This is a genomic window from Escherichia sp. HH091_1A (genome assembly GCF_030295175.1).
Lineage (GTDB): Bacteria > Pseudomonadota > Gammaproteobacteria > Enterobacterales > Enterobacteriaceae > Escherichia > Escherichia coli_F.
The window spans coordinates 3,538,607-3,559,719 of sequence record NZ_AP025747.1 but is presented as its reverse complement, the minus strand read 5'-3'; the positions used below and the strand labels follow the sequence as shown (position 1 = coordinate 3,559,719).

Sequence of the window (21,113 nt, the reverse complement as noted above, 5' to 3'; positions counted from 1 at the left end):
AATTTTCGTTAACGTATTGAATCTGGTTAGAAAATAAAGTTGATAATGAGGTCCGTGAATGCCCCGCAGCACCTGGTTCAAAGCATTATTGTTGTTTGTTGCCCTTTGGGCACCCTTAAGTCAGGCAGAAACGGGATGGCAGCCGATTCAGGAAACCATCCGTAAAAGTGATAAAGATAACCGTCAGTATCAGGCTATACGTCTGGATAACGGTATGGTGGTTTTGCTGGTTTCTGACCCGCAGGCGGTTAAATCGCTCTCGGCGCTGGTGGTGCCCGTTGGGTCGCTGGAAGATCCCGAGGCGTACCAGGGGCTGGCACATTACCTTGAACATATGAGTCTGATGGGTTCGAAAAAGTACCCGCAGGCTGACAGTCTGGCTGAATACCTCAAAATGCACGGCGGCAGCCACAATGCCAGCACGGCACCGTATCGCACGGCTTTCTATCTGGAAGTTGAGAACGACGCCTTACCCGGTGCGGTAGACCGCCTGGCCGATGCTATTGCTGAACCCTTGCTCGACAAGAAATACGCCGAACGTGAGCGTAATGCGGTGAACGCTGAATTAACCATGGCGCGTACGCGTGATGGGATGCGCATGGCACAGGTCAGCGCAGAAACCATTAACCCGGCACACCCAGGTTCAAAGTTTTCTGGTGGTAACCTCGAAACTTTAAGCGATAAACCCGGCAATCCGGTACAGCAGGCGCTGAAAGATTTCCACGAGAAATATTACTCTGCCAATCTGATGAAGGCGGTTATTTACAGCAATAAACCGTTGTCGGAGTTGGCAAAAATGGCGGCGGACACTTTTGGTCGCGTGCCGAACAAAGAGAGCAAAAAACCGGAAATCACCGTGCCGGTAGTCACCGACGCGCAAAAGGGCATTATCATTCATTACGTCCCGGCGCTGCCGCGTAAAGTTCTGCGCGTTGAGTTTCGCATCGATAACAATTCAGCGAAGTTCCGTAGTAAAACGGATGAATTGATTACCTATCTGATTGGTAATCGCAGCCCAGGTACACTTTCTGACTGGCTGCAAAAGCAGGGATTAGTTGAGGGCATTAGCGCCAACTCCGATCCTATTGTCAACGGCAACAGCGGCGTATTAGCCATCTCTGCGTCTTTAACCGATAAAGGTCTGGCTAATCGCGATCAGGTTGTGGCGGCAATATTCAGCTATCTCAATCTGTTGCGTGAAAAAGGTATTGATAAACAATATTTTGATGAACTGGCCAATGTACTGGATATCGACTTTCGTTATCCGTCAATCACCCGTGATATGGATTACGTCGAATGGCTGGCAGATACCATGATTCGCGTTCCTGTTGAGCATACGCTGGATGCAGTCAATATTGCCGATCGGTACGATGCTAAAGCAGTAAAAGAACGCCTGGCGATGATGACGCCGCAGAATGCGCGTATCTGGTATATCAGCCCGAAAGAGCCGCACAACAAAACGGCTTACTTTGTCGATGCGCCGTATCAGGTAGATAAAATCAGCCCACAAACTTTCGCTGACTGGCAGAAAAAAGCCGCCAATATTGCGCTCTCCTTACCGGAGCTTAACCCTTATATTCCTGACGATTTCTCGCTGATTAAGTCAGAGAAGAAATACGACCATCCAGAGCTGATTGTTGATGAGTCGAATCTGCGCGTGGTGTATGCGCCAAGCCGTTATTTTGCCAGCGAACCAAAAGCTGATGTTAGCCTGATTTTGCGTAACCCGAAAGCCATGGACAGCGCCCGCAATCAGGTGATGTTTGCGCTCAATGATTATCTTGCCGGACTGGCGCTTGATCAGTTAAGCAACCAGGCGTCGGTTGGTGGCATAAGTTTTTCCACCAATGCTAACAACGGCCTTATGGTTAATGCCAATGGTTACACCCAGCGCCTGCCGCAGCTGTTCCAGGCTCTGCTGGAGGGCTACTTTAGCTATACCGCTACGGAAGATCAGCTTGAGCAGGCGAAGTCCTGGTATAACCAGATGATGGATTCCGCAGAAAAGGGCAAAGCGTTCGAGCAGGCGATTATGCCCGCGCAGATGCTCTCGCAAGTGCCGTACTTCTCGCGAGATGAACGGCGCAAAATTTTGTCTTCAATCACTTTGAAAGAGGTGCTGGCCTATCGCGACGCCTTAAAATCAGGGGCTCGACCAGAGTTTATGGTTATTGGCAACATGACCGAAGCCCAGGCAACAACGCTGGCACGCGATGTGCAAAAACAGTTGGGCGCTGATGGTTCGGAGTGGTGTCGTAACAAAGATGTCGTGGTCGATAAAAAACAATCCGTCATCTTTGAAAAAGCCGGTAACAGCACCGACTCCGCACTGGCAGCGGTATTTGTACCGACTGGCTACGATGAATACACCAGCTCAGCCTATAGCTCTCTGCTGGGGCAGATCGTACAGCCGTGGTTCTACAATCAGTTGCGTACCGAAGAACAGTTGGGCTATGCCGTGTTTGCGTTTCCAATGAGCGTGGGACGTCAGTGGGGCATGGGCTTCCTGTTGCAAAGCAATGATAAACAGCCTTCATTCTTGTGGGAGCGTTACAAGGCGTTTTTCCCAACCGCAGAGGCAAAATTGCGGACGATGAAGCCAGAAGAGTTTGCGCAAATCCAGCAGGCGGTAATAACCCAGATGCTGCAGGCACCGCAAACGCTCGGCGAAGAAGCATCGAAGTTAAGTAAAGATTTCGATCGCGGCAATATGCGCTTCGATTCGCGTGATAAAATCGTGGCCCAGATAAAACTGCTGACGCCGCAAAAACTTGCTGATTTCTTCCATCAGGCGGTGGTCGAGCCGCAAGGCATGGCTATTCTGTCGCAGATTTCCGGCAGCCAGAACGGGAAAGCCGAATATGTGCATCCTGAAGGTTGGAAAGTGTGGGAGAACGTCAGCGCGTTGCAGCAAACAATGCCCCTGATGAGTGAAAAGAATGAGTGATGTCGCCGAGACACTAGATCCTTTGCGCTTGCCCTTACAGGGCGAGCGCCTGATTGAAGCCTCTGCCGGCACAGGCAAAACCTTTACGATTGCGGCGCTCTATTTGCGCCTGTTACTTGGACTAGGCGGTTCTGCCGCCTTTCCCCGCCCGCTGACCGTTGAAGAACTGCTGGTGGTGACCTTTACCGAGGCTGCCACGGCAGAATTGCGCGGTCGTATCCGTAGCAATATCCACGAGTTGCGCATCGCCTGTCTGCGTGAAACCACCGACAATCCACTGTACGAACGCCTGCTGGAAGAGATCGACGATAAAGCGCAAGCCGCGCAGTGGTTGTTGTTAGCCGAACGGCAGATGGATGAAGCGGCAGTCTTTACTATTCACGGTTTTTGCCAGCGCATGCTCAACTTGAATGCCTTTGAATCCGGCATGCTGTTTGAGCAGCAGCTGATTGAAGATGAGTCTCTGCTACGCTACCAGGCCTGCGCCGATTTCTGGCGTCGCCACTGCTACCCGCTGCCGCGTGAAATTGCCCAGGTGGTCTTTGAAACCTGGAAAGGACCGCAGGCGTTGCTGCGCGATATTAATCGTTATCTGCAAGGCGAAGCACCGGTTATCAAAGCACCGCCGCCCGATGATGAAACGCTGGCTTCCCGCCACGCGCAAATTGTGGCGCGTATTGATACGGTAAAACAGCAGTGGCGCGACGCAGTGGGTGAACTGGATGCGCTGATCGAATCTTCTGGTATTGATCGACGCAAGTTTAACCGTAGCAATCAGGCTAAATGGATCGAGAAGATCAGTGCCTGGGCAGAAGAAGAGACCAACAGTTATCAGTTACCGGAGTCGCTGGAAAAATTCTCTCAGCGTTTCTTAGAAGATCGCACGAAAGCCGGGGGGGAAACCCCGCGACATCCACTGTTTGAGGCGATCGATCAACTGCTTGCAGAACCATTGTCGATCCGTGATCTGGTGATCACCCGCGCATTGGCTGAGATCCGCGAAACAGTAGCGCGTGAAAAACGCCGCCGTGGCGAATTGGGTTTTGATGACATGTTAAGTCGGCTCGATTCCGCGCTGCGTAGCGAAAGCGGCGAGGTGTTGGCAGCGGCGATCCGTACGCGATTCCCGGTGGCAATGATTGATGAATTTCAGGATACCGACCCCCAGCAGTACCGAATTTTTCGACGTATCTGGCACCATCAGCCGGAAACCGCTTTGTTGCTGATTGGCGACCCGAAACAGGCCATATATGCATTCCGGGGTGCGGATATCTTCACTTATATGAAGGCGCGTAGCGAAGTTCACGCCCACTACACCTTAGATACCAACTGGCGCTCCTCACCAGGGATGGTGAACAGCGTGAATAAGCTTTTCAGTCAGACTGATGACGCGTTCATGTTTCGCGAAATACCGTTTATTCCAGTGAAATCAGCCGGGAAAAATCAGGCGTTACGTTTTGTGTTTAAAGGTGAAACGCAGCCTGCGATGAAAATGTGGCTGATGGAAGGCGAAAGCTGCGGCGTTGGCGACTATCAAAGTACCATGGCGCAGGTATGTGCTGCGCAAATCCGCGACTGGCTACAAGCCGGACAGCGGGGCGAAGCGTTGCTGATGAACGGCGACTACGCGCGTCCGGTGCGTGCTTCGGACATCAGTGTGCTGGTGCGCAGCCGCCAGGAGGCCGCCCAAGTGCGCGATGCCTTAACGCTGCTGGAAATCCCTTCCGTTTACCTTTCGAACCGCGACAGTGTTTTTGAAACTCTGGAAGCGCAGGAGATGCTTTGGCTGTTGCAGGCTGTGATGACGCCCGAACGTGAGAACACCCTGCGCAGTGCGCTGGCAACGTCAATGATGGGGCTGAATGCGCTGGATATTGAAACGCTGAACAATGACGAACACGCGTGGGATGCGGTAGTCGAAGAGTTCGATGGTTATCGGCAAATCTGGCGCAAACGTGGCGTTATGCCGATGCTGCGGGCGCTAATGTCGGCGCGTAACATTGCAGAAAACCTGTTGGCTACGGCAGGCGGAGAGCGACGGCTTACAGACATTTTGCATATCAGCGAACTGCTACAAGAAGCCGGAACGCAGCTGGAAAGTGAACATGCGCTGGTACGCTGGTTATCGCAACATATCCTCGAGCCAGACAGTAATGCCTCCAGCCAACAAATGCGTCTCGAAAGTGATAAACATCTGGTGCAGATTGTCACGATCCACAAATCGAAAGGGCTGGAATATCCATTGGTCTGGCTGCCGTTTATCACCAATTTCCGCGTCCAGGATCAGGCGTTTTATCACGATCGCCACTCGTTTGAGGCTGTTCTGGATCTTAATGCTGCGCCAGAAAGCGTCGACCTCGCGGAGGCCGAACGTCTGGCGGAAGATCTGCGTTTGCTTTACGTGGCGCTGACGCGTTCGGTTTGGCATTGCAGTCTCGGCGTTGCACCGCTGGTGCGCCGTCGTGGCGATAAAAAAGGTGACACCGACGTCCACCAAAGTGCGCTCGGGCGTTTGCTGCAAAAAGGGGAACCGCAAGATGCGGCAGGGCTTCGCACCTGTATTGAAGCGTTGTGCGATGAGGATATTGCCTGGCAAACGGCACAAACGGGTGATAACCAGCCCTGGCAGTTTAATGATGTTTTTACAGCAGAACTGAATGCGAAGATGCTACAACGATTGCCTGGCGATAACTGGCGCGTCACCAGCTATTCAGGTTTGCAGCAGCGTGGTCACGGTATCGCTCAGGATCTGATGCCACGGCTGGATGTTGATGCCGCAGGCGTGGTCAGCGTCGTTGAAGAACCGACGTTAACACCGCATCAGTTCCCGCGCGGTGCGTCACCAGGGACATTCTTGCACAGTTTGTTTGAAGACCTCGATTTTACCCAGCCGGTTGACCCGAACTGGGTACAGGAAAAACTGGAACTCGGCGGCTTTGAATCGCAGTGGGAACCAGTATTGACCGAGTGGATCACGGCTGTCCTCCAGGCACCTCTCAATGAAACGGGTGTTAGCCTGAATCAGCTTTCCGACCGCGATAAACAGGTGGAGATGGAGTTTTACCTGCCGATTAGTGAACCGCTCATCGCCAGCCAGCTTGATGCACTAATTCGCCAGTTTGATCCGCTATCCGCTGGCTGCCCGCCGCTGGAGTTCATGCAGGTACGCGGCATGTTAAAAGGCTTTATCGACCTGGTATTCCGCCACGAAGGGCGTTATTACCTGCTCGACTATAAATCCAACTGGCTGGGTGAAGACAGTTCGGCTTATACCCAACAGGCTATGGCAGCGGCGATGCAGGCACACCGCTATGATCTGCAATATCAGCTTTATACCCTGGCGCTGCATCGTTATCTGCGCCATCGCATTGCTGATTACGACTATGATCGTCACTTTGGCGGCGTTATCTATCTGTTCCTGCGTGGCGTTGATAAAGAACATCCGCAACAAGGGATTTACACAACCCGACCCAACGCCGGGTTGATTGACCTGATGGATGAGATGTTTGCCGGTATGACCCTGGAGGAGGCGTAATGAAATTGCAAAAGCAATTACTGGAAGCTGTGGAGCACAAACAGCTACGCCCGCTGGATGTGCAATTTGCCCTGACCGTGGCGGGAGATGAACATCCTGCCGTCACCCTCGCGGCAGCCCTGTTAAGCCACGACGCCGGGGAAGGGCATGTCTGTTTACCGCTCTCACGACTGGAAAATAACGAGGAGTCACATCCGCTGTTAGCAACCTTCGTCAGCGAAATCGGTGAGTTACAAAATTGGGAAGAATGCTTGCTGGCTTCACAAGCGGTCAGCCGGGGAGATGAACCAACGCCGATGATCCTCTGTGGTGATCGTCTTTATTTGAATCGCATGTGGTGTAACGAGCGCACAGTGGCACGCTTTTTCAACGAAGTGAATCATGCCATTGAGGTTGATGAAGCTCTACTGGCGCAAACCCTGGACAAACTTTTTCCAGTAAGCGATGAAATTAACTGGCAAAAAGTGGCGGCGGCAGTGGCGCTGACGCGGCGGATCTCGGTGATTTCCGGCGGCCCTGGCACCGGTAAAACGACCACCGTAGCGAAGTTGCTGGCAGCGTTAATTCAAATGGCAGACGGCGAACGCTGCCGTATCCGCCTGGCTGCGCCAACGGGGAAAGCTGCCGCGCGCTTAACCGAATCGCTTGGCAAAGCTTTGCGCCAGTTACCGCTGACCGATGAACAAAAGAAACGCATACCGGAAGACGCCAGCACCTTGCACCGTCTCCTGGGCGCGCAGCCAGGTAGCCAGCGTTTACGCCATCATGCCGGTAACCCGCTGCATCTTGATGTGCTGGTGGTGGATGAAGCGTCAATGATCGATCTCCCCATGATGTCGCGCCTGATCGATGCGTTGCCCGATCATGCCAGAGTGATCTTCCTCGGTGATCGCGATCAACTGGCCTCGGTTGAGGCTGGAGCTGTGCTGGGCGATATCTGCGCTTATGCCAACGCAGGCTTTACCGCCGAGCGTGCCGGGCAATTAAGTCGTCTGACGGGAAGTCATGTTCCGTCAGGAACTGGCACAGAAGCGGCATCTTTGCGCGACAGTCTCTGCCTGCTGCAAAAAAGCTATCGTTTCGGCAGCGATTCTGGCATTGGTCAGTTAGCTGCGGCGATCAACCGTGGTGATAAAACGGCAGTGAAAACCGTTTTTCAGCAGGATTTTACTGATATCGAAAAACGGCTTTTACAGAGCGGCGAAGACTATATTGCGATGCTTGAGGAGGCTCTTGCGGGTTACGGGCGTTATCTGGATCTGCTGCAAGCGCGTGCCGAGCCGGATTTAATCATTCAGGCGTTCAATGAGTACCAGCTTTTGTGCGCCCTGCGGGAAGGGCCGTTTGGCGTGGCTGGACTGAATGAGCGAATTGAGCAGTTTATGCAACAGAAGCGCAAAATTCATCGTCATCCGCACTCTCGTTGGTACGAAGGCCGACCAGTGATGATTGCCCGTAATGACAGCGCGCTTGGGTTGTTTAATGGCGATATCGGTATTGCGCTGGATCGCGGGCAGGGGACGCGCGTCTGGTTTGCGATGCCGGATGGCAATATTAAGTCTGTGCAACCGAGCCGCCTGCCAGAACACGAAACCACGTGGGCGATGACGGTACATAAATCGCAGGGATCGGAGTTTGACCATGCGGCGTTGATTTTACCGAACCAACGCACGCCAGTTGTAACGCGAGAGCTGGTTTACACTGCGGTGACCCGCGCGCGTCGCCGTCTGTCGTTGTATGCCGATGAGCGCATATTAAGTGCGGCAATCGCCACTCGTACTGAGCGGCGCAGTGGTCTGGCGGCGTTGTTTAGTTCGCGGGAATAAACGTGATTGCCTGATGCGACGCATGCGCGTCCTGTCATGCCTCCGGGCATTGCGCATATGCGCATCTGGCGATTTCCGTCGCTTACCCTAAATCCGCCATCAACACCTTTGATTTGATGTAGGTCGGATAAGGCGTTCACGCCGCATCCGACGATGAGCGTCAATACCTGATGCGATGCTAGCGTGTTTATCATGCCTCCAGGCATTGCGCATGTCGCATCTGGCGATTTCCACCACTTACCCCAAATCCGCCATCAACACTTTGGATTTACGCTGGTAGTTGTACAACTGCTTTTTGCTCTCGGGCAGTAAATCAATATCCACCGGGGTAAATCCACGTTCCTGGAACCAGTGAATACTGCGCGTGGTCAGTACAAACAATTTGCTTAATCCGCTTTGCTTCGCCTGAGCGGCAATGCGCTCCAGCAAAACCTCGCCCCTTGATGAGCTGCGGTAATCCGGGTGAACGGCCACACAGGCCATTTCCCCAATCTTCTCTTCCGGGAACGGATAGAGTGCTGCGCAGGCAATAGTCGTGTTATCGCGCTGAATAATGGTGAATTTGTCGATTTCCATCTCCAGTTGCTCGCGAGAACGGCGTACCAGAATACCTTGCTGCTCCAGTGGGCGAATCAACTCCAGAATGCCGCCAATATCGTTGATTGTTGCGCGACGAATTTGCTCGGCGCTTTCCATCACAATCTGCGTACCGATACCGTCACGTGAGAACAACTCTTGCAACAGCGCGCCATCTTCCTGGTAACTAATTAAATGACAGCGACGTACGCCGCTGCGGCAGGCTTTCACCGCACCACGCAAAAAGCGCACCGTACCGGAGTTGTAATCGCCTTTCTCTTCCTGAGCTTCTACCCGCGCTTGTGCTTCGTTAGGGAAAAGCTCGGAGACAATATCGCCGTCGTCATTAGTGACGCCCTGTGAAGAGCAAAAACCAATCATCTTTTCAGCTTTCAGTTTGATGGCCAGTTGAGTGGCGATCTCTTCCGAGGTCAGATTAAAGCTCTCGCCAGTGACTGAAACCGCGACCGGCCCCAGCAGCACTATCGCACCGCTGTCCAGTTGACGATGAATCGCATCTTCGTCAATCCGCCGGATACGCCCGCTATGGCAGTAATCCACACCGTCATCCACGCCCAGCGGCTGGGCAATAATAAAATTGCCACTGACGACGTTGATATGCGCGCCCTGCAGCGGCGTGTTATTGAGACTCATCGACAGGCGAGCAGTAATGTCCAGTTGCAATGTTCCCGCAGCCTGCTTCACCAGTTCTAGTGTTTTGGCGTCGGTCACGCGTATATTTTTGTGATATAGCGGTTCGTGGTGATGCGCTGCCAGATTCGCATCGATCTGCGGGCGCGCTCCATAGACCACGACCAGACGGATGCCGAGGCTGTGCAGCAACCCGATATCATTAACGATACTGGAGAAATTCTCATGCTCAATGGCTTCACCGCCGAGCATGATGACAAACGTTTTTCCCCGGTGGGTATTGATATAAGGAACCGAATGGCGGAATCCCTCGACCAACTCGGTTTTACGTTCCTTCACCACGGCACACCTCTTTGCATGATTATTCGTAATTATTGTATTTTTATTCTGTTTTTTCACTGGGTGCAAGTGCAAATTTTACGCATGAGCAACTTTTTTATCAGTAATGCCGTGAATATAAAAAGAATGTTTACCGTTTATTAGATGACAGATTATGCGTCTTTCGCTAAAGTTTCCGGTCAAATTAGTCGTTTATTTGTTACACAGCTTAGATTTTTTTGCTCGGGAGATGCATGTCGGGATCCAACACAGCAATCAGCCGTCGTCGTTTACTGCAAGGCGCGGGTGCCATGTGGCTATTGAGCGTAAGTCAGGTCAGTCTGGCTGCGGTCAGCCAGGTCGTGGCGGTGCGCGTCTGGCCTGCGTCCAGCTACACCCGTGTGACGGTAGAATCTAATCGTCAGCTGAAATATAAGCAGTTCGCGTTGAGTAACCCTGAACGCGTGGTGGTGGATATCGAAGATGTAAACCTGAACTCAGTGCTCAAGGGGATGGCGGCACAAATTCGTGCTGATGACCCGTTCATCAAGTCGGCGCGCGTCGGGCAGTTTGACCCGCAAACCGTGCGGATGGTTTTTGAGTTAAAGCAAAACGTAAAACCGCAGCTGTTTGCCCTTGCTCCGGTCGCCGGGTTTAAAGAGCGTCTGGTGATGGATCTCTATCCTGCCAATGCTCAGGACATGCAGGACCCGCTGTTGGCGCTGCTGGAGGATTACAATAAAGGCGATCTCGAAAAGCAGGTGCCGCCTGCGCAGAGTGGCCCGCAGCCAGGCAAAGCAGGGCGCGATCGTCCGATTGTCATTATGCTTGACCCTGGCCATGGCGGCGAAGACTCCGGTGCGGTGGGGAAATACAAAACGCGTGAAAAAGACGTGGTATTGCAAATTGCCCGCCGTTTGCGCTCTCTGATTGAGAAAGAGGGCAATATGAAAGTTTACATGACCCGTAATGAAGACATCTTCATTCCGTTGCAAGTGCGCGTAGCAAAAGCACAGAAACAGCGTGCTGACTTGTTTGTCTCTATTCATGCCGATGCCTTTACCAGTCGCCAGCCGAGCGGTTCCTCTGTGTTTGCGCTCTCTACCAAAGGTGCAACCAGTACCGCGGCAAAATATCTGGCGCAAACTCAGAACGCCTCGGACTTGATTGGTGGCGTGAGTAAGAGCGGCGACCGTTATGTCGACCATACTATGTTCGATATGGTGCAGTCGCTGACCATTGCCGACAGTCTGAAGTTTGGTAAAGCTGTGTTGAATAAGCTCGGTAAAATCAACAAGCTGCATAAAAATCAGGTTGAACAAGCCGGGTTTGCCGTGCTGAAAGCGCCTGATATACCCTCTATTTTGGTCGAAACGGCGTTTATCAGTAACGTTGAGGAAGAACGTAAACTGAAAACGGCAACCTTCCAGCAGGAAGTTGCGGAATCAATCCTCGCAGGGATAAAAGCGTATTTTGCCGATGGGGCGACGCTGGCGAGAAGGGGATAATGTTTTTATTTATTCAATGAATTTATATTTCGTTGAATAGATAATATTTACCTGAATATTAGACGTTGGTTTTGTGACTGATGTCGAATATTTGAATGTCGGCTTGAAAAATAAGCCGACCATCTCTTTAATTAAGCACAATTCCGTGTAATGTATATGCATTAGTTAATCATCTTGTAACTGTTAAATCAGGCAAGGCAATGTTTGAAGTAATTATTACTTCTGACGTGCCTTGCCTTTTTTTTTGGAGCTATGGAATGATCATCGAAAAAGTCATGAACAATAATTGTGTACAGGCATCGATGAATGGACAGGAGGTTATCATTTCTGGGCCTGGCGTCGGTTACAACAAAAAATATGGAATGTCGGTCCCTGAGCATCCGGCTAACCGGATTTTTTATGTCAGAAATGAACAAAAAAATAAACTCTACAAATTGATTGAGCATGTGGATATTGAGTATATTTTTGTTGCCGAAAAAATAGTGCAATATGCGGAGAACAATCTCGAAAAAAATCTCAATCCATCGCTACTATTGATTCTTGCTGATCATATTTCGAATGCAATATCCCGAGTCGCTTCAGGCATACAAATTAATAATGTTTTCCTTGATGAAATCAAAGCGTTGTACAAAGCAGAGTATGCGATAAGTCGCGATGCATTAACTATCATTAATGAGCAATTCAGCGTTCAACTTCCTGATGATGAGATTGGTTTTATAGCATTGCATATTTTAAATAATTATGAGAATTCAGTTGATTATGAATCAGTACGGATTATTGAGTTGTCGCAAATAATCACGGGGCTTATTGAAGTTGTTTATAACAGAAAGGTGGACAGAAGTTCATTTAATTATTCCAGGTTCATGATACACCTTAAATATTTTTCAAGTCGCGTATTATGCAATGAAAAAATAAAACAGAAAGATATTGGTGATCTCTATGAACAGTTTCTTGAGAAAGACATTCTGTTACAGCGCGCAATTCATGAAATTGAAAGGTATTTGTACGCCACTTTTAAATATGAATTGATTTTGGAAGAAAAACTATATCTCTCTATTCGCACCAAAGTATTAATGGACTGATTATATATAACATTTATATGAGATAACCCGCATGAAACAAAAGAAAGCCTGGAGTTTTTTTCAGAGCCTGGGAAAGGCATTTATGTATCCCATCGCTCTGCTAAGTGTATGTGGCATGATGTTAGGGCTAGGAAGTGGTTTAGCCAGCGATGATATGGCAAAATTAATTCCACTACTGGCTATTCCCGTAATTAAAACCATTCTTGATTTTATTGTTAGCCTTGGTTTGTTTGCCTTTGTCAATTTACCTGTATTGTTTGCGATAGCTATACCTCTGGGGTTATTAAAAGAGAAAGAGGATAAAGCCTATGGCGCTTTTTCTGGCTTAATTGGTTTCATGGCGATGCATCTGGGAACGAACTTTTATCTTAAACAACATGACTTATTGGTCGCTGCTGATCAAATGTCGACACATGGGCAAACCATTATTCTGGGAATCCAGTCCTACAATACCAGTGTGTTGGGTGGGATTATAGCAGGATTATTAGTCGCCAGTATGTATAAAAAGATCGTTAACTTACGTATTCCTGAATCATTAGGATTTTATAGTGGCCCACGCCTGGTGCCTATTATTACACTGATTGTGATGAGTGGATTTGGTCTGATCATCCCTTTTATCTGGCCGCCATTTTTCAATCTTTTCATGCTCATTGGCCACTGGATTTCAACTTCCGGTCCTGTTGGCTATTTTTTCTATGCAGTCGCCGAACGCGTGACGATACCTTTTGGTTTAAATCACCTGGTGACGTCAGTTTTCCGCTTTACCCCCATCGGCGGATCGGCAGTGATCGGCGGCGAAGAGTATTATGGCACCCTGAACATGTTTATGGCGTACGTCAAAGAGAATGCGGTCATTCCGCTGGATTTGGCGGGGAAAATGGAACAGGGCAAACTGATGATTCAGTATGGTCTGGCTGGTGCCGCGCTGGCGATGTATCGCACTGCTCATGCTCAAAACAGAAAAGCTATCAAAGCATTGCTTATTTCCGGGGTGCTTACAGTCATTATTGGCGGCGTCAGCGAACCGATTGAGTTTCTGTTCTTATTTGTCAGTCCACTGCTATTTGTCTTCCATGCTTTTATGAATGGATTCGCCAACATGGTCTTGCCATATATGGGCGTGAAGATGGGATTTACTGGCGATCTGATTCAATTTATTAGCTTTGGCGTATTGCGTGGCACAAGAACAGGTTGGCCAATAGCGGTGTGTGTCGAAGTGGCCTATTTCTTTATTTATTACTTTGTGTTCCGTTGGACTATTCTCAAATTTAACCTGATGACGGTAGGCCGTGAAGAGTCCAGTCCTGTCACGCTGAACGCTCATGAGGATACGGCTATAGCGGATATCCCACCGCTTGATAAATCAGAGCTGCAAGCAGCGGAGCAGATGGTTAAGGCACTTGGTGGTAAAGAGAATATTAAATCCCTGGATAATTGCGTAACTCGTTTACGTTTAACAATCGCAGATATGGGATTGATTGACGAGGCAGCAATAAAAAGAGCTGGTGGAATTGCGGTTGTTAAACTTTATCAAAATACCCTACAAGTCATTATCGGTACTAAAGTCATCGCCTTGCGTCGGGATATGGATAACTACATGGGGATATGCTGATGGATGTTTTTAATACTCCTATTTCCCGCAAAGGAACATATTGTACCCAATGGGACTTTTGCGAGGACAGATTTGGTGTAAAAGATGTATTACCATTCTCTATTTCAGATATGGATCTTCCGATACCGGAAGCAATCATCAGGGCATTAAAAAAACGCCTGGAACACCCGATTTTAGGGTACAGCCGTTGGCAGCATGATGACTATCTGAATGCGATAGTCAATTGGTATCATCAACAATATAAAACTGAAATCAAACCAGAATGGATAACCTATAGCCCAAGCGTGATGTACTCCATTGCTAAAGCAATAGAGTTATTGACATCGCATGGTGATAATATTCTCGTTTTTACACCTGTCTATAATGCATTTTTTGATATAATTAAACATAGTGAGAGAAATATTCTGACAGCCTCTTTGATTATAAAAAATGAGGGGGGCTACGCTATCAATTGGCAAGATTTTGATCTTAAGATTCAAAGCGCAAAGATGGTGTTATTATGTAATCCTCATAACCCGACAGGAACCGTCTGGTCGGAAGAAGATCTGCATAAAATCGCTGCAAGCTGTGCAAGACATAATGTCTGGTTATGTTCAGATGAAATTCACAGTGATTTTGTTTTTAATCGTAGCTTTACATCTGCGCTTAAAATAAAAAAAGAAAAAGTAGTGGTGTTTAATTCGATATCGAAGACATTTAATGTTCCTGCGCTAACAGGATCGTATATGATTTCAACTGACGATAATTTTAATCATAAGTTCAGAACGATATCAAGATATCGCGATTTTGTAAACTCCCCATCCGTACTGAATATAATTGCAACTATTATTGCCTATAACGAATGTGAGGGATGGTTAAAGTCATTAAAGGCACATATTGCCTCTAACATTCAATTCACCCAGCAGTATCTGAACGAAAATACTCCAGAATTGATCGTAAGGCCAGCTGATGGTTGCTATTTTTCGTGGATAGATTGCTCTGCTATTGGTTATCCATTTGATGAATTCTACAGTCGATTAATTCATGAAGGCAAAGTGGGCATTATGGCGGGGAATGTCTATGGAACGGAGGGGGAGGGCTACCTTCGTCTGAACCTGGCCTGCGGTCGAGAAAAATTATATATGGGGCTTACGCGTCTTGCGAGTGTAATTAAAAATATTAATCAAGGAAAATAAAAATGAACAGCACGGATCTTATCCATCTCATTAAACATTTTATGCGTAACGAACATAAAGCAGTTGAAGAAGTTATTGATTCCCCCCTTTCGGAGGTCGCAAATTTAATTAAAGTATTACAGTCTTGTCAGGGGAAAGTTGTTTTTATTGGTGTCGGTAAGTCCGGTATTATTGCCCGAAAACTCGCCGCAACATTTGCCAGCACTGGAACTCCCTCGTTTTTTGTTCACGGTACTGAAGCCGTACACGGCGATCTTGGGATGGTGGCGAAAGATGATGTTGTTATTCTTATTTCAAACAGTGGTGAGACGACAGAAATCCTGGCAACACTACCTAGTCTGAAAAAAATGGGTAATTATTTGATCTCCTTTACCCGCAGTCATCGCTTGCGATAAGTTGTGATTTATCCGTTGAAATTCCCGTAAAAAGTGAGGCGGATAATTTAGGTTTAGCGCCGTCATGCTCATCAACAGTCGTTCTGGTTGTTGGTGATGCGGTGGCGCTTGCGCTCTCCGAATTGAAAAAGTTTACTCGTGCTGATTTCGGCTTATATCATCCAGGAGGTGCGCTCGGTATTAAAGCAAACTCATAATTTTAGAATATAAAACAGTAACCGGTCACGCCATCTTTTGGGGTGGCGTTCATTGATGTGAGTGTCAGCTATGAAAAACGTTCTGGTCACCGTTCCCAGCTTTTCAGCGCGTTGTGTTTCTGCCAGCAAGCTGCTAAGAGAAAATCATTTTAACCTTATTATCAAGAATAATGTGGAGCATCTGGTTAAATCAGAATCCACAGTATTACGAGAATCTATTTGCGCAGTCATTGCCGTAAAAGATTGTTATCAAGCGGATACGTTATCGCGACTACCAGGAGTGAAAATAATATCGAGATTCGGGACAGGGATTGATAATATTGATCTTCATACGGCTCGACAATCAGGTATTGTGGTCAATAATGCTGTTGGGATTAATTCAAATGCAGTCGCGGAATTTATCATTGGTCTTATTTTTGCGAGCATGAGAAATATCCCCGGTAGCTATCATGCGATGCAAAATGGTTATTGGGGCGAGTCGCATGGCTGCGAGTTACAAGGTAAACGTATTGGCCTGCTTGGCTACGGCAATATTGGCAAAACACTGGCGAAAAGGTTATCTGGTTTTGATGTTGAGCTTTTAGCTTTTGACAAACAACCCGATTTCCAGGCCGCAGGCAAAGATGGAGTTCAGTTCGTATCAATTGAAGATATCTTTATGCAGTCTCATGTCATCATCGTTCTTTTGCCATTTTCTCCGGAGCTGGAGAACTTCATTAGTCATAAATATTTGTCGATGATGCGCAATGGTGCTCTTATCATCAACGCCGCAAGGGGAAAGTTGCTGGATGAGGGTGCTTTACTTCAGGTAATTGAAGAACGAAATGTTTTTGCAGCACTGGATGTGTTTAGCTCTGAGCCGCTAGCGCAATTTAGCCCATTGCTACATGCCAGGAATATCATTACAACGCCGCATATTGCGGCCGCCACCGTTGAGTCATACCAGCAAACCGGGATATACGTTGCCAGGTCGATAATAGATTTCTTTGCAGGAAGGGAGATAAAAAACGTGCTGTGAGTTCAGCTAAGGAAGATTTCAGGTACAAAAAAACCGCAATTTGTGAAACACATTGCGGTTTATCAGCATCATAAGTGTTGGTTGCGGGGGCCGGATTTGAACCGACGACCTTCGGGTTATGAGCCCGACGAGCTACCAGGCTGCTCCACCCCGCGTCACCGTACTGCTTTACTTCATCAAATTTTGATTGGTTGCGGGGGCCGGATTTGAACCGACGACCTTCGGGTTATGAGCCCGACGAGCTACCAGGCTGCTCCACCCCGCGTCACCGTACTGCTTTACTTCATCAAATTTTAATTGGTTGCGGGGGCCGGATTTGAACCGACGACCTTCGGGTTATGAGCCCGACGAGCTACCAGGCTGCTCCACCCCGCGTCCGTGGATGCGCACTATACTCCGCTCGCGTTTTCATGCAACCTTTTTTTTACCCAGATCACGGATTTGGTATGATTTTGAGCAAAAACAAATCACTAAAGCCTGTTTTTTGTGCAAAATTTGCGTCAGGGAGAGGCTGCTCATTTCATTAAACGCGGCGGTTTGTTATCTTCATTGCGCCTTATTTTTTAAACTGAAGAAGAGAACAATGAAAGGACGTTGGGTAAAGTACCTTCTTATGGGCACGGTTGTGGCAATGCTTGCCGCCTGCTCTTCCAAACCAACCGATCGCGGACAGCAATATAAAGACGGGAAATTTACCCAGCCTTTCTCTCTGGTAAACCAGCCAGATGCCGTTGGCGCGCCAATTAACGCCGGTGATTTTGCCGAGCAAATTAACCATATCCGTACTTCGTCACCGCGTCTGTATGGCAACCAGAGTAATGTTTATAATGCGGTGCAGGAGTGGCTACGCGCAGGCGGTGATACCCGCAATATGCGTCAGTTCGGCATTGACGCCTGGCAGATGGAAGGTGCCGACAACTATGGTAACGTGCAGTTTACAGGCTATTACACGCCGGTAATTCAGGCACGCCATACCCGCCAGGGCGAGTTCCAGTATCCGATTTACCGTATGCCACCAAAACGTGGTCGTCTGCCGTCTCGTGCGGAGATCTACGCGGGAGCATTGAGCGATAAATACATCCTCGCTTACAGCAACTCTCTGATGGATAACTTCATTATGGATGTGCAGGGTAGCGGGTATATCGATTTTGGTGATGGCAGTCCGCTTAACTTCTTCAGCTATGCCGGAAAGAATGGTCATGCCTATCGCAGTATTGGTAAGGTGCTGATTGACCGTGGCGAAGTGAAAAAAGAAGATATGTCGATGCAGGCGATTCGTCACTGGGGTGAAACACACAGTGAAGCCGAGGTTCGCGAGCTGCTGGAACAGAACCCGTCTTTCGTCTTCTTTAAACCGCAATCTTTTGCTCCGGTGAAAGGGGCAAGTGCGGTGCCGCTGGTTGGTCGCGCTTCAGTTGCGTCCGATCGTTCCATTATCCCGCCTGGTACAACCTTACTGGCAGAAGTGCCGCTGCTGGATAATAACGGCAAATTTAACGGTCAGTACGAACTACGGCTGATGGTGGCGCTGGATGTCGGTGGTGCAATCAAAGGCCAACACTTCGATATTTATCAAGGTATCGGGCCGGAAGCCGGACACCGCGCAGGTTGGTACAACCACTATGGACGTGTTTGGGTGCTGAAAACCGCCCCGGGCGCAGGTAACGTCTTTAGCGGCTGATGTGTTATTCTGTATACCGTTTTGACGGATACGACAGGGTGAGGGATAACCTCGCCCTTTTTAATTCTGAGGTGCTATGTCTGTGGTAATTAGTGATGCATGGCGTCAGCGTTTTGGTGGCACTGCGCGTCTGTATGGTGAAAAAGCGTTGCAACTGTTTGCTGATGCGCATATTTGTGTGGTCGGTATCGGTGGCGTCGGTTCCTGGGCGGCGGAAGCGCTGGCGCGTACGGGGATTGGCGCAATCACACTTATCGATATGGATGATGTGTGCGTCACTAATACCAATCGGCAAATTCACGCGCTGCGCGATAACGTCGGGCTGGCCAAAGCGGAAGTAATGGCGGAGCGTATTCGCCAGATTAACCCGGAGTGCCGTGTAACGGTGGTGGATGACTTCGTGACGGTGGATAACGTAGCGCAATATATGAGTGCCGGTTATTCGTACGTGATTGATGCCATTGATAGTGTGCGACCCAAAGCGGCGCTGATTGCTTATTGTCGGCGCAATAAAATCCCTCTGGTCACGACTGGTGGTGCTGGTGGGCAGATTGATCCGACGCAGATTCAGGTTACCGATCTGGCGAAAACAATTCAGGACCCGCTGGCGGCGAAGTTGCGCGAGCGCCTGAAAAGCGATTTTGGTGTAGTGAAAAACAGCAAAGGTAAGCTCGGCGTGGATTGCGTGTTCTCTACCGAAGCGCTGGTGTACCCGCAGTCAGACGGTACGGTGTGTGCCATGAAAGCCACGGCAGAAGGGCCGAAGCGGATGGATTGTGCATCTGGATTTGGCGCGGCGACGATGGTGACCGCCACCTTTGGTTTTGTTGCGGTTTCTCATGCGTTGAGGAAGATGATGGCGAAAGCGGCGCGTCAGGGGTAAACAATCAGGTCGGATGCGACGCGAACGTCTTATCCGACCTGATTCTGTGCTTAAACCTGCTTCGCCGCCGCGATAATCGCCTCGCTTAACGCATTCAACCCCTGGCTGCGTGAGGCGCTAAGCTGCCCACGCAATCCCAGCTCATCAAACAATGCCAGCGGCGACTGTGCCTGCAATTCGGCGGCGGTTTTCCCCTCAACGGCAGTCAACAACACCGCCAGCAGGCCGCGCACAATGCGTCCTTCGCTGTCGCCAAAGAAATGCATCGTGCCGTTTTCAGCCACGGTATATCCCAGCCAGACGCGGTTTTCGCATCCGGCGATCTCTTTAGCCTGCGCTTTTAACTCGTCTGGCAAAGCTGGAAGCTGTTTCCCCAACATAATTAGCTGACGATATTTGTCTTCCCATTGAGTCAACGGCGCGAAAGTATCGTGTAACGTCTCTACGGTAACGGTTGTGCCGAACGGATGTCCGGCGAATTGCGGGTTCGTCATTAATCCACCAATAATTCCAGCGCACGGTCAACGGCATTCACCAGCGCATCCACATCACTCTTTGTATTATATGGCGCAAAAGAGGCGCGCAGTGTGCCGGTTACGCCTAATTCTGCCAGTAGCGGCTGAGCGCAATGCTGCCCGGCCCGCAGGGCAATGCCGTACTCCGCCAGCAGCGTCACCATATCGCTGTGATGAACGCCAGCAAAATCAAAGGCTAGCAGGCTGGAATCCTGGCTGCGGAATGAACGAAAGCCTGGACGTTTTGCCAGCGCCTCTTCTGCAATCGTCGCCAGGCTGCGACTCCAGCTTTCTGCCTGGTTGATATCGTAATCTGCCAGCCATTCCAGCGCCGCGCTTAACCCAATTACGCCAGCCACATTTGGCGTTCCGGCTTCCAGTTTCCACGGCGCGGATTGAGGGGTGAAGCTGTCAAAACTCACTTCGTGAATCATTTTACCGCCACCCAGCCAGGGCGACATCGCTTCCAGCAGTTCTGGTTTGCCATACAGCACGCCGATACCTGTCGGGCCATACAGTTTGTGACCTGAAAAAGCATAGAAATCAATATCCAGTTGCTGAACATCTGCGGGGAAATGCACCGCACCCTGAGCACCATCAACCATCACCACCATCCCGGCTGAATGAGCAAAGGTAATCGCTCGTGCCAGCTCCGGGCAACCGCCAGTGACGTTCGACATCTGGCCCAACGCCAGAATCCGACTACGAGGTGTGATCAGTTCTGGCAACAAATCGACATCCGGCAGTCGCTGTGCATTCAGCGGCAATTTCACCACTTTGGCTCCAGTTTGTTGGGCGACCATCAGCCAGGGGACGAGGTTGGCGTGGTGCTCTGCCACACTGACAATAATTTCATCGCCCGGTTGCAGACGCGGACGGGCATAGCATTGCGCCACCATGTTGATGGATTCAGTGGTGCCACGCGTCCAGACGATAGTTTTGTCATCTGGTGCATTCAGTAATTGCGCCACTTTTTCCCGTGCAGCTTCGTAACGCGCGGTCAGGCGTTGGGCCTCGGCAAACTGACTACGATGGACGTTTCCGGCGCTCAGGCTGTAAAACTGTCGGGTTGCTTCAACCACGACTTCAGGTTTAAGCGCGGTCGCGGCACTGTCGAGATAGACGCCCGCATCCTGTAGCGCGGGAAACTGGGCGCGAAATTGCGCGGGATTAAAAACGTTCATGGTACTCCTC

General features: G+C 49.6%; 13 protein-coding genes, 3 tRNA genes and 1 pseudogene. 11 read left to right on the top strand and 6 right to left on the bottom strand.

Features of this window, described 5'->3' with window-relative positions; all coding sequences use genetic code 11:
- Positions 1-58: 58 nt before the first annotated feature.
- From ptrA to recD, 3 genes are read left to right on the top strand one after another with little or no spacing between them, the layout of a single operon-like run.
- On the top strand, positions 59-2,947 hold the full coding sequence (gene ptrA, locus QUF14_RS17930; RefSeq protein WP_001138178.1) for a pitrilysin: 2,889 nt from the start codon (positions 59-61) through the stop codon (positions 2,945-2,947).
- Entirely contained in the window at positions 2,940-6,482 is a 3,543-nt protein-coding gene (gene recB / locus QUF14_RS17925; protein WP_024212120.1) for an exodeoxyribonuclease V subunit beta, read from the top strand. The genes ptrA and recB overlap by 8 nt, the downstream gene beginning before the upstream one ends.
- Positions 6,482-8,308, top strand: a complete 1,827-nt coding sequence (gene recD, locus QUF14_RS17920) for an exodeoxyribonuclease V subunit alpha (protein ID WP_000775993.1) — start codon at positions 6,482-6,484, stop codon at positions 8,306-8,308. Before recB ends, recD begins: the two co-directional genes overlap by 1 nt.
- A gap of 237 nt (positions 8,309-8,545) precedes the next feature.
- Here recD and argA read toward each other — a convergent pair whose 3' ends face one another.
- Positions 8,546-9,877, bottom strand: coding sequence for an amino-acid N-acetyltransferase (gene argA / locus QUF14_RS17915; RefSeq protein ID WP_000237940.1), 1,332 nt, complete (start codon positions 9,875-9,877; stop codon positions 8,546-8,548).
- 230 nt (positions 9,878-10,107) lie between these two features.
- Here argA and amiC point away from each other — a divergent pair, with 230 nt between their 5' ends.
- The 6 genes and pseudogenes from amiC (at position 10,108) to QUF14_RS17885 (ending at position 16,840) form a co-directional block, all read left to right on the top strand.
- On the top strand, positions 10,108-11,361 hold the full coding sequence (gene amiC / locus QUF14_RS17910) for an N-acetylmuramoyl-L-alanine amidase AmiC (protein ID WP_000016907.1): 1,254 nt from the start codon (positions 10,108-10,110) through the stop codon (positions 11,359-11,361).
- Positions 11,362-11,618: 257 nt separating this feature from the next.
- Positions 11,619-12,443 carry a PRD domain-containing protein gene (locus QUF14_RS17905; protein WP_024212121.1) on the top strand — a complete coding sequence of 275 codons (825 nt, stop codon included), beginning with the start codon at positions 11,619-11,621 and terminating at the stop codon, positions 12,441-12,443.
- Positions 12,444-12,474: 31 nt separating this feature from the next.
- Complete coding sequence (locus QUF14_RS17900; RefSeq protein WP_000810570.1) at positions 12,475-14,055, top strand: PTS transporter subunit EIIC; 1,581 nt, start codon at positions 12,475-12,477, stop codon at positions 14,053-14,055.
- Positions 14,055-15,230 (top strand): MalY/PatB family protein, encoded by a 1,176-nt coding sequence (locus tag QUF14_RS17895; RefSeq protein ID WP_000382401.1) that lies wholly within the window; start codon positions 14,055-14,057, stop codon positions 15,228-15,230. Before QUF14_RS17900 ends, QUF14_RS17895 begins: the two co-directional genes overlap by 1 nt.
- 125 nt (positions 15,231-15,355) lie before the next feature.
- Positions 15,356-15,810, top strand: a pseudogene (locus QUF14_RS17890) (KpsF/GutQ family sugar-phosphate isomerase); the annotation flags it as partial.
- A gap of 82 nt (positions 15,811-15,892) precedes the next feature.
- Positions 15,893-16,840: a phosphoglycerate dehydrogenase gene (locus QUF14_RS17885; RefSeq protein WP_100733548.1), complete on the top strand. Its 948-nt coding sequence runs from the start codon at positions 15,893-15,895 to the stop codon at positions 16,838-16,840.
- A 78-nt stretch (positions 16,841-16,918) separates the two neighbouring features.
- Here the strand turns inward: QUF14_RS17885 and QUF14_RS17880 are convergent.
- From QUF14_RS17880 to QUF14_RS17870, 3 genes are all read right to left on the bottom strand, one after another.
- Positions 16,919-16,995: transfer RNA gene (locus QUF14_RS17880), tRNA-Met, on the bottom strand.
- A 33-nt stretch (positions 16,996-17,028) separates the two neighbouring features.
- Positions 17,029-17,105: transfer RNA gene (locus QUF14_RS17875), tRNA-Met, on the bottom strand.
- A gap of 33 nt (positions 17,106-17,138) precedes the next feature.
- A tRNA-Met gene (locus tag QUF14_RS17870) sits at positions 17,139-17,215 on the bottom strand.
- Positions 17,216-17,423: 208 nt separating this feature from the next.
- Between QUF14_RS17870 and mltA the strand changes: the two genes are divergently transcribed.
- Both mltA and tcdA read left to right on the top strand, forming a co-directional pair.
- Entirely contained in the window at positions 17,424-18,521 is a 1,098-nt protein-coding gene (gene mltA, locus QUF14_RS17865) for a murein transglycosylase A (RefSeq protein ID WP_000678652.1), read from the top strand.
- A 76-nt stretch (positions 18,522-18,597) separates the two neighbouring features.
- Entirely contained in the window at positions 18,598-19,404 is an 807-nt protein-coding gene (gene tcdA / locus QUF14_RS17860) for a tRNA cyclic N6-threonylcarbamoyladenosine(37) synthase TcdA (protein WP_000117732.1), read from the top strand.
- Between the two features lie 50 nt (positions 19,405-19,454).
- On the opposite strand, the gene csdE is transcribed toward tcdA, so the two are convergent.
- Entirely contained in the window at positions 19,455-19,898 is a 444-nt protein-coding gene (gene csdE / locus QUF14_RS17855) for a cysteine desulfurase sulfur acceptor subunit CsdE (RefSeq protein WP_100733547.1), read from the bottom strand.
- Entirely contained in the window at positions 19,898-21,103 is a 1,206-nt protein-coding gene (gene csdA, locus QUF14_RS17850) for a cysteine desulfurase CsdA (protein ID WP_024211950.1), read from the bottom strand. Before csdA ends, csdE begins: the two co-directional genes overlap by 1 nt.
- Between the last annotated feature and the right edge of the window lie 10 nt (positions 21,104-21,113).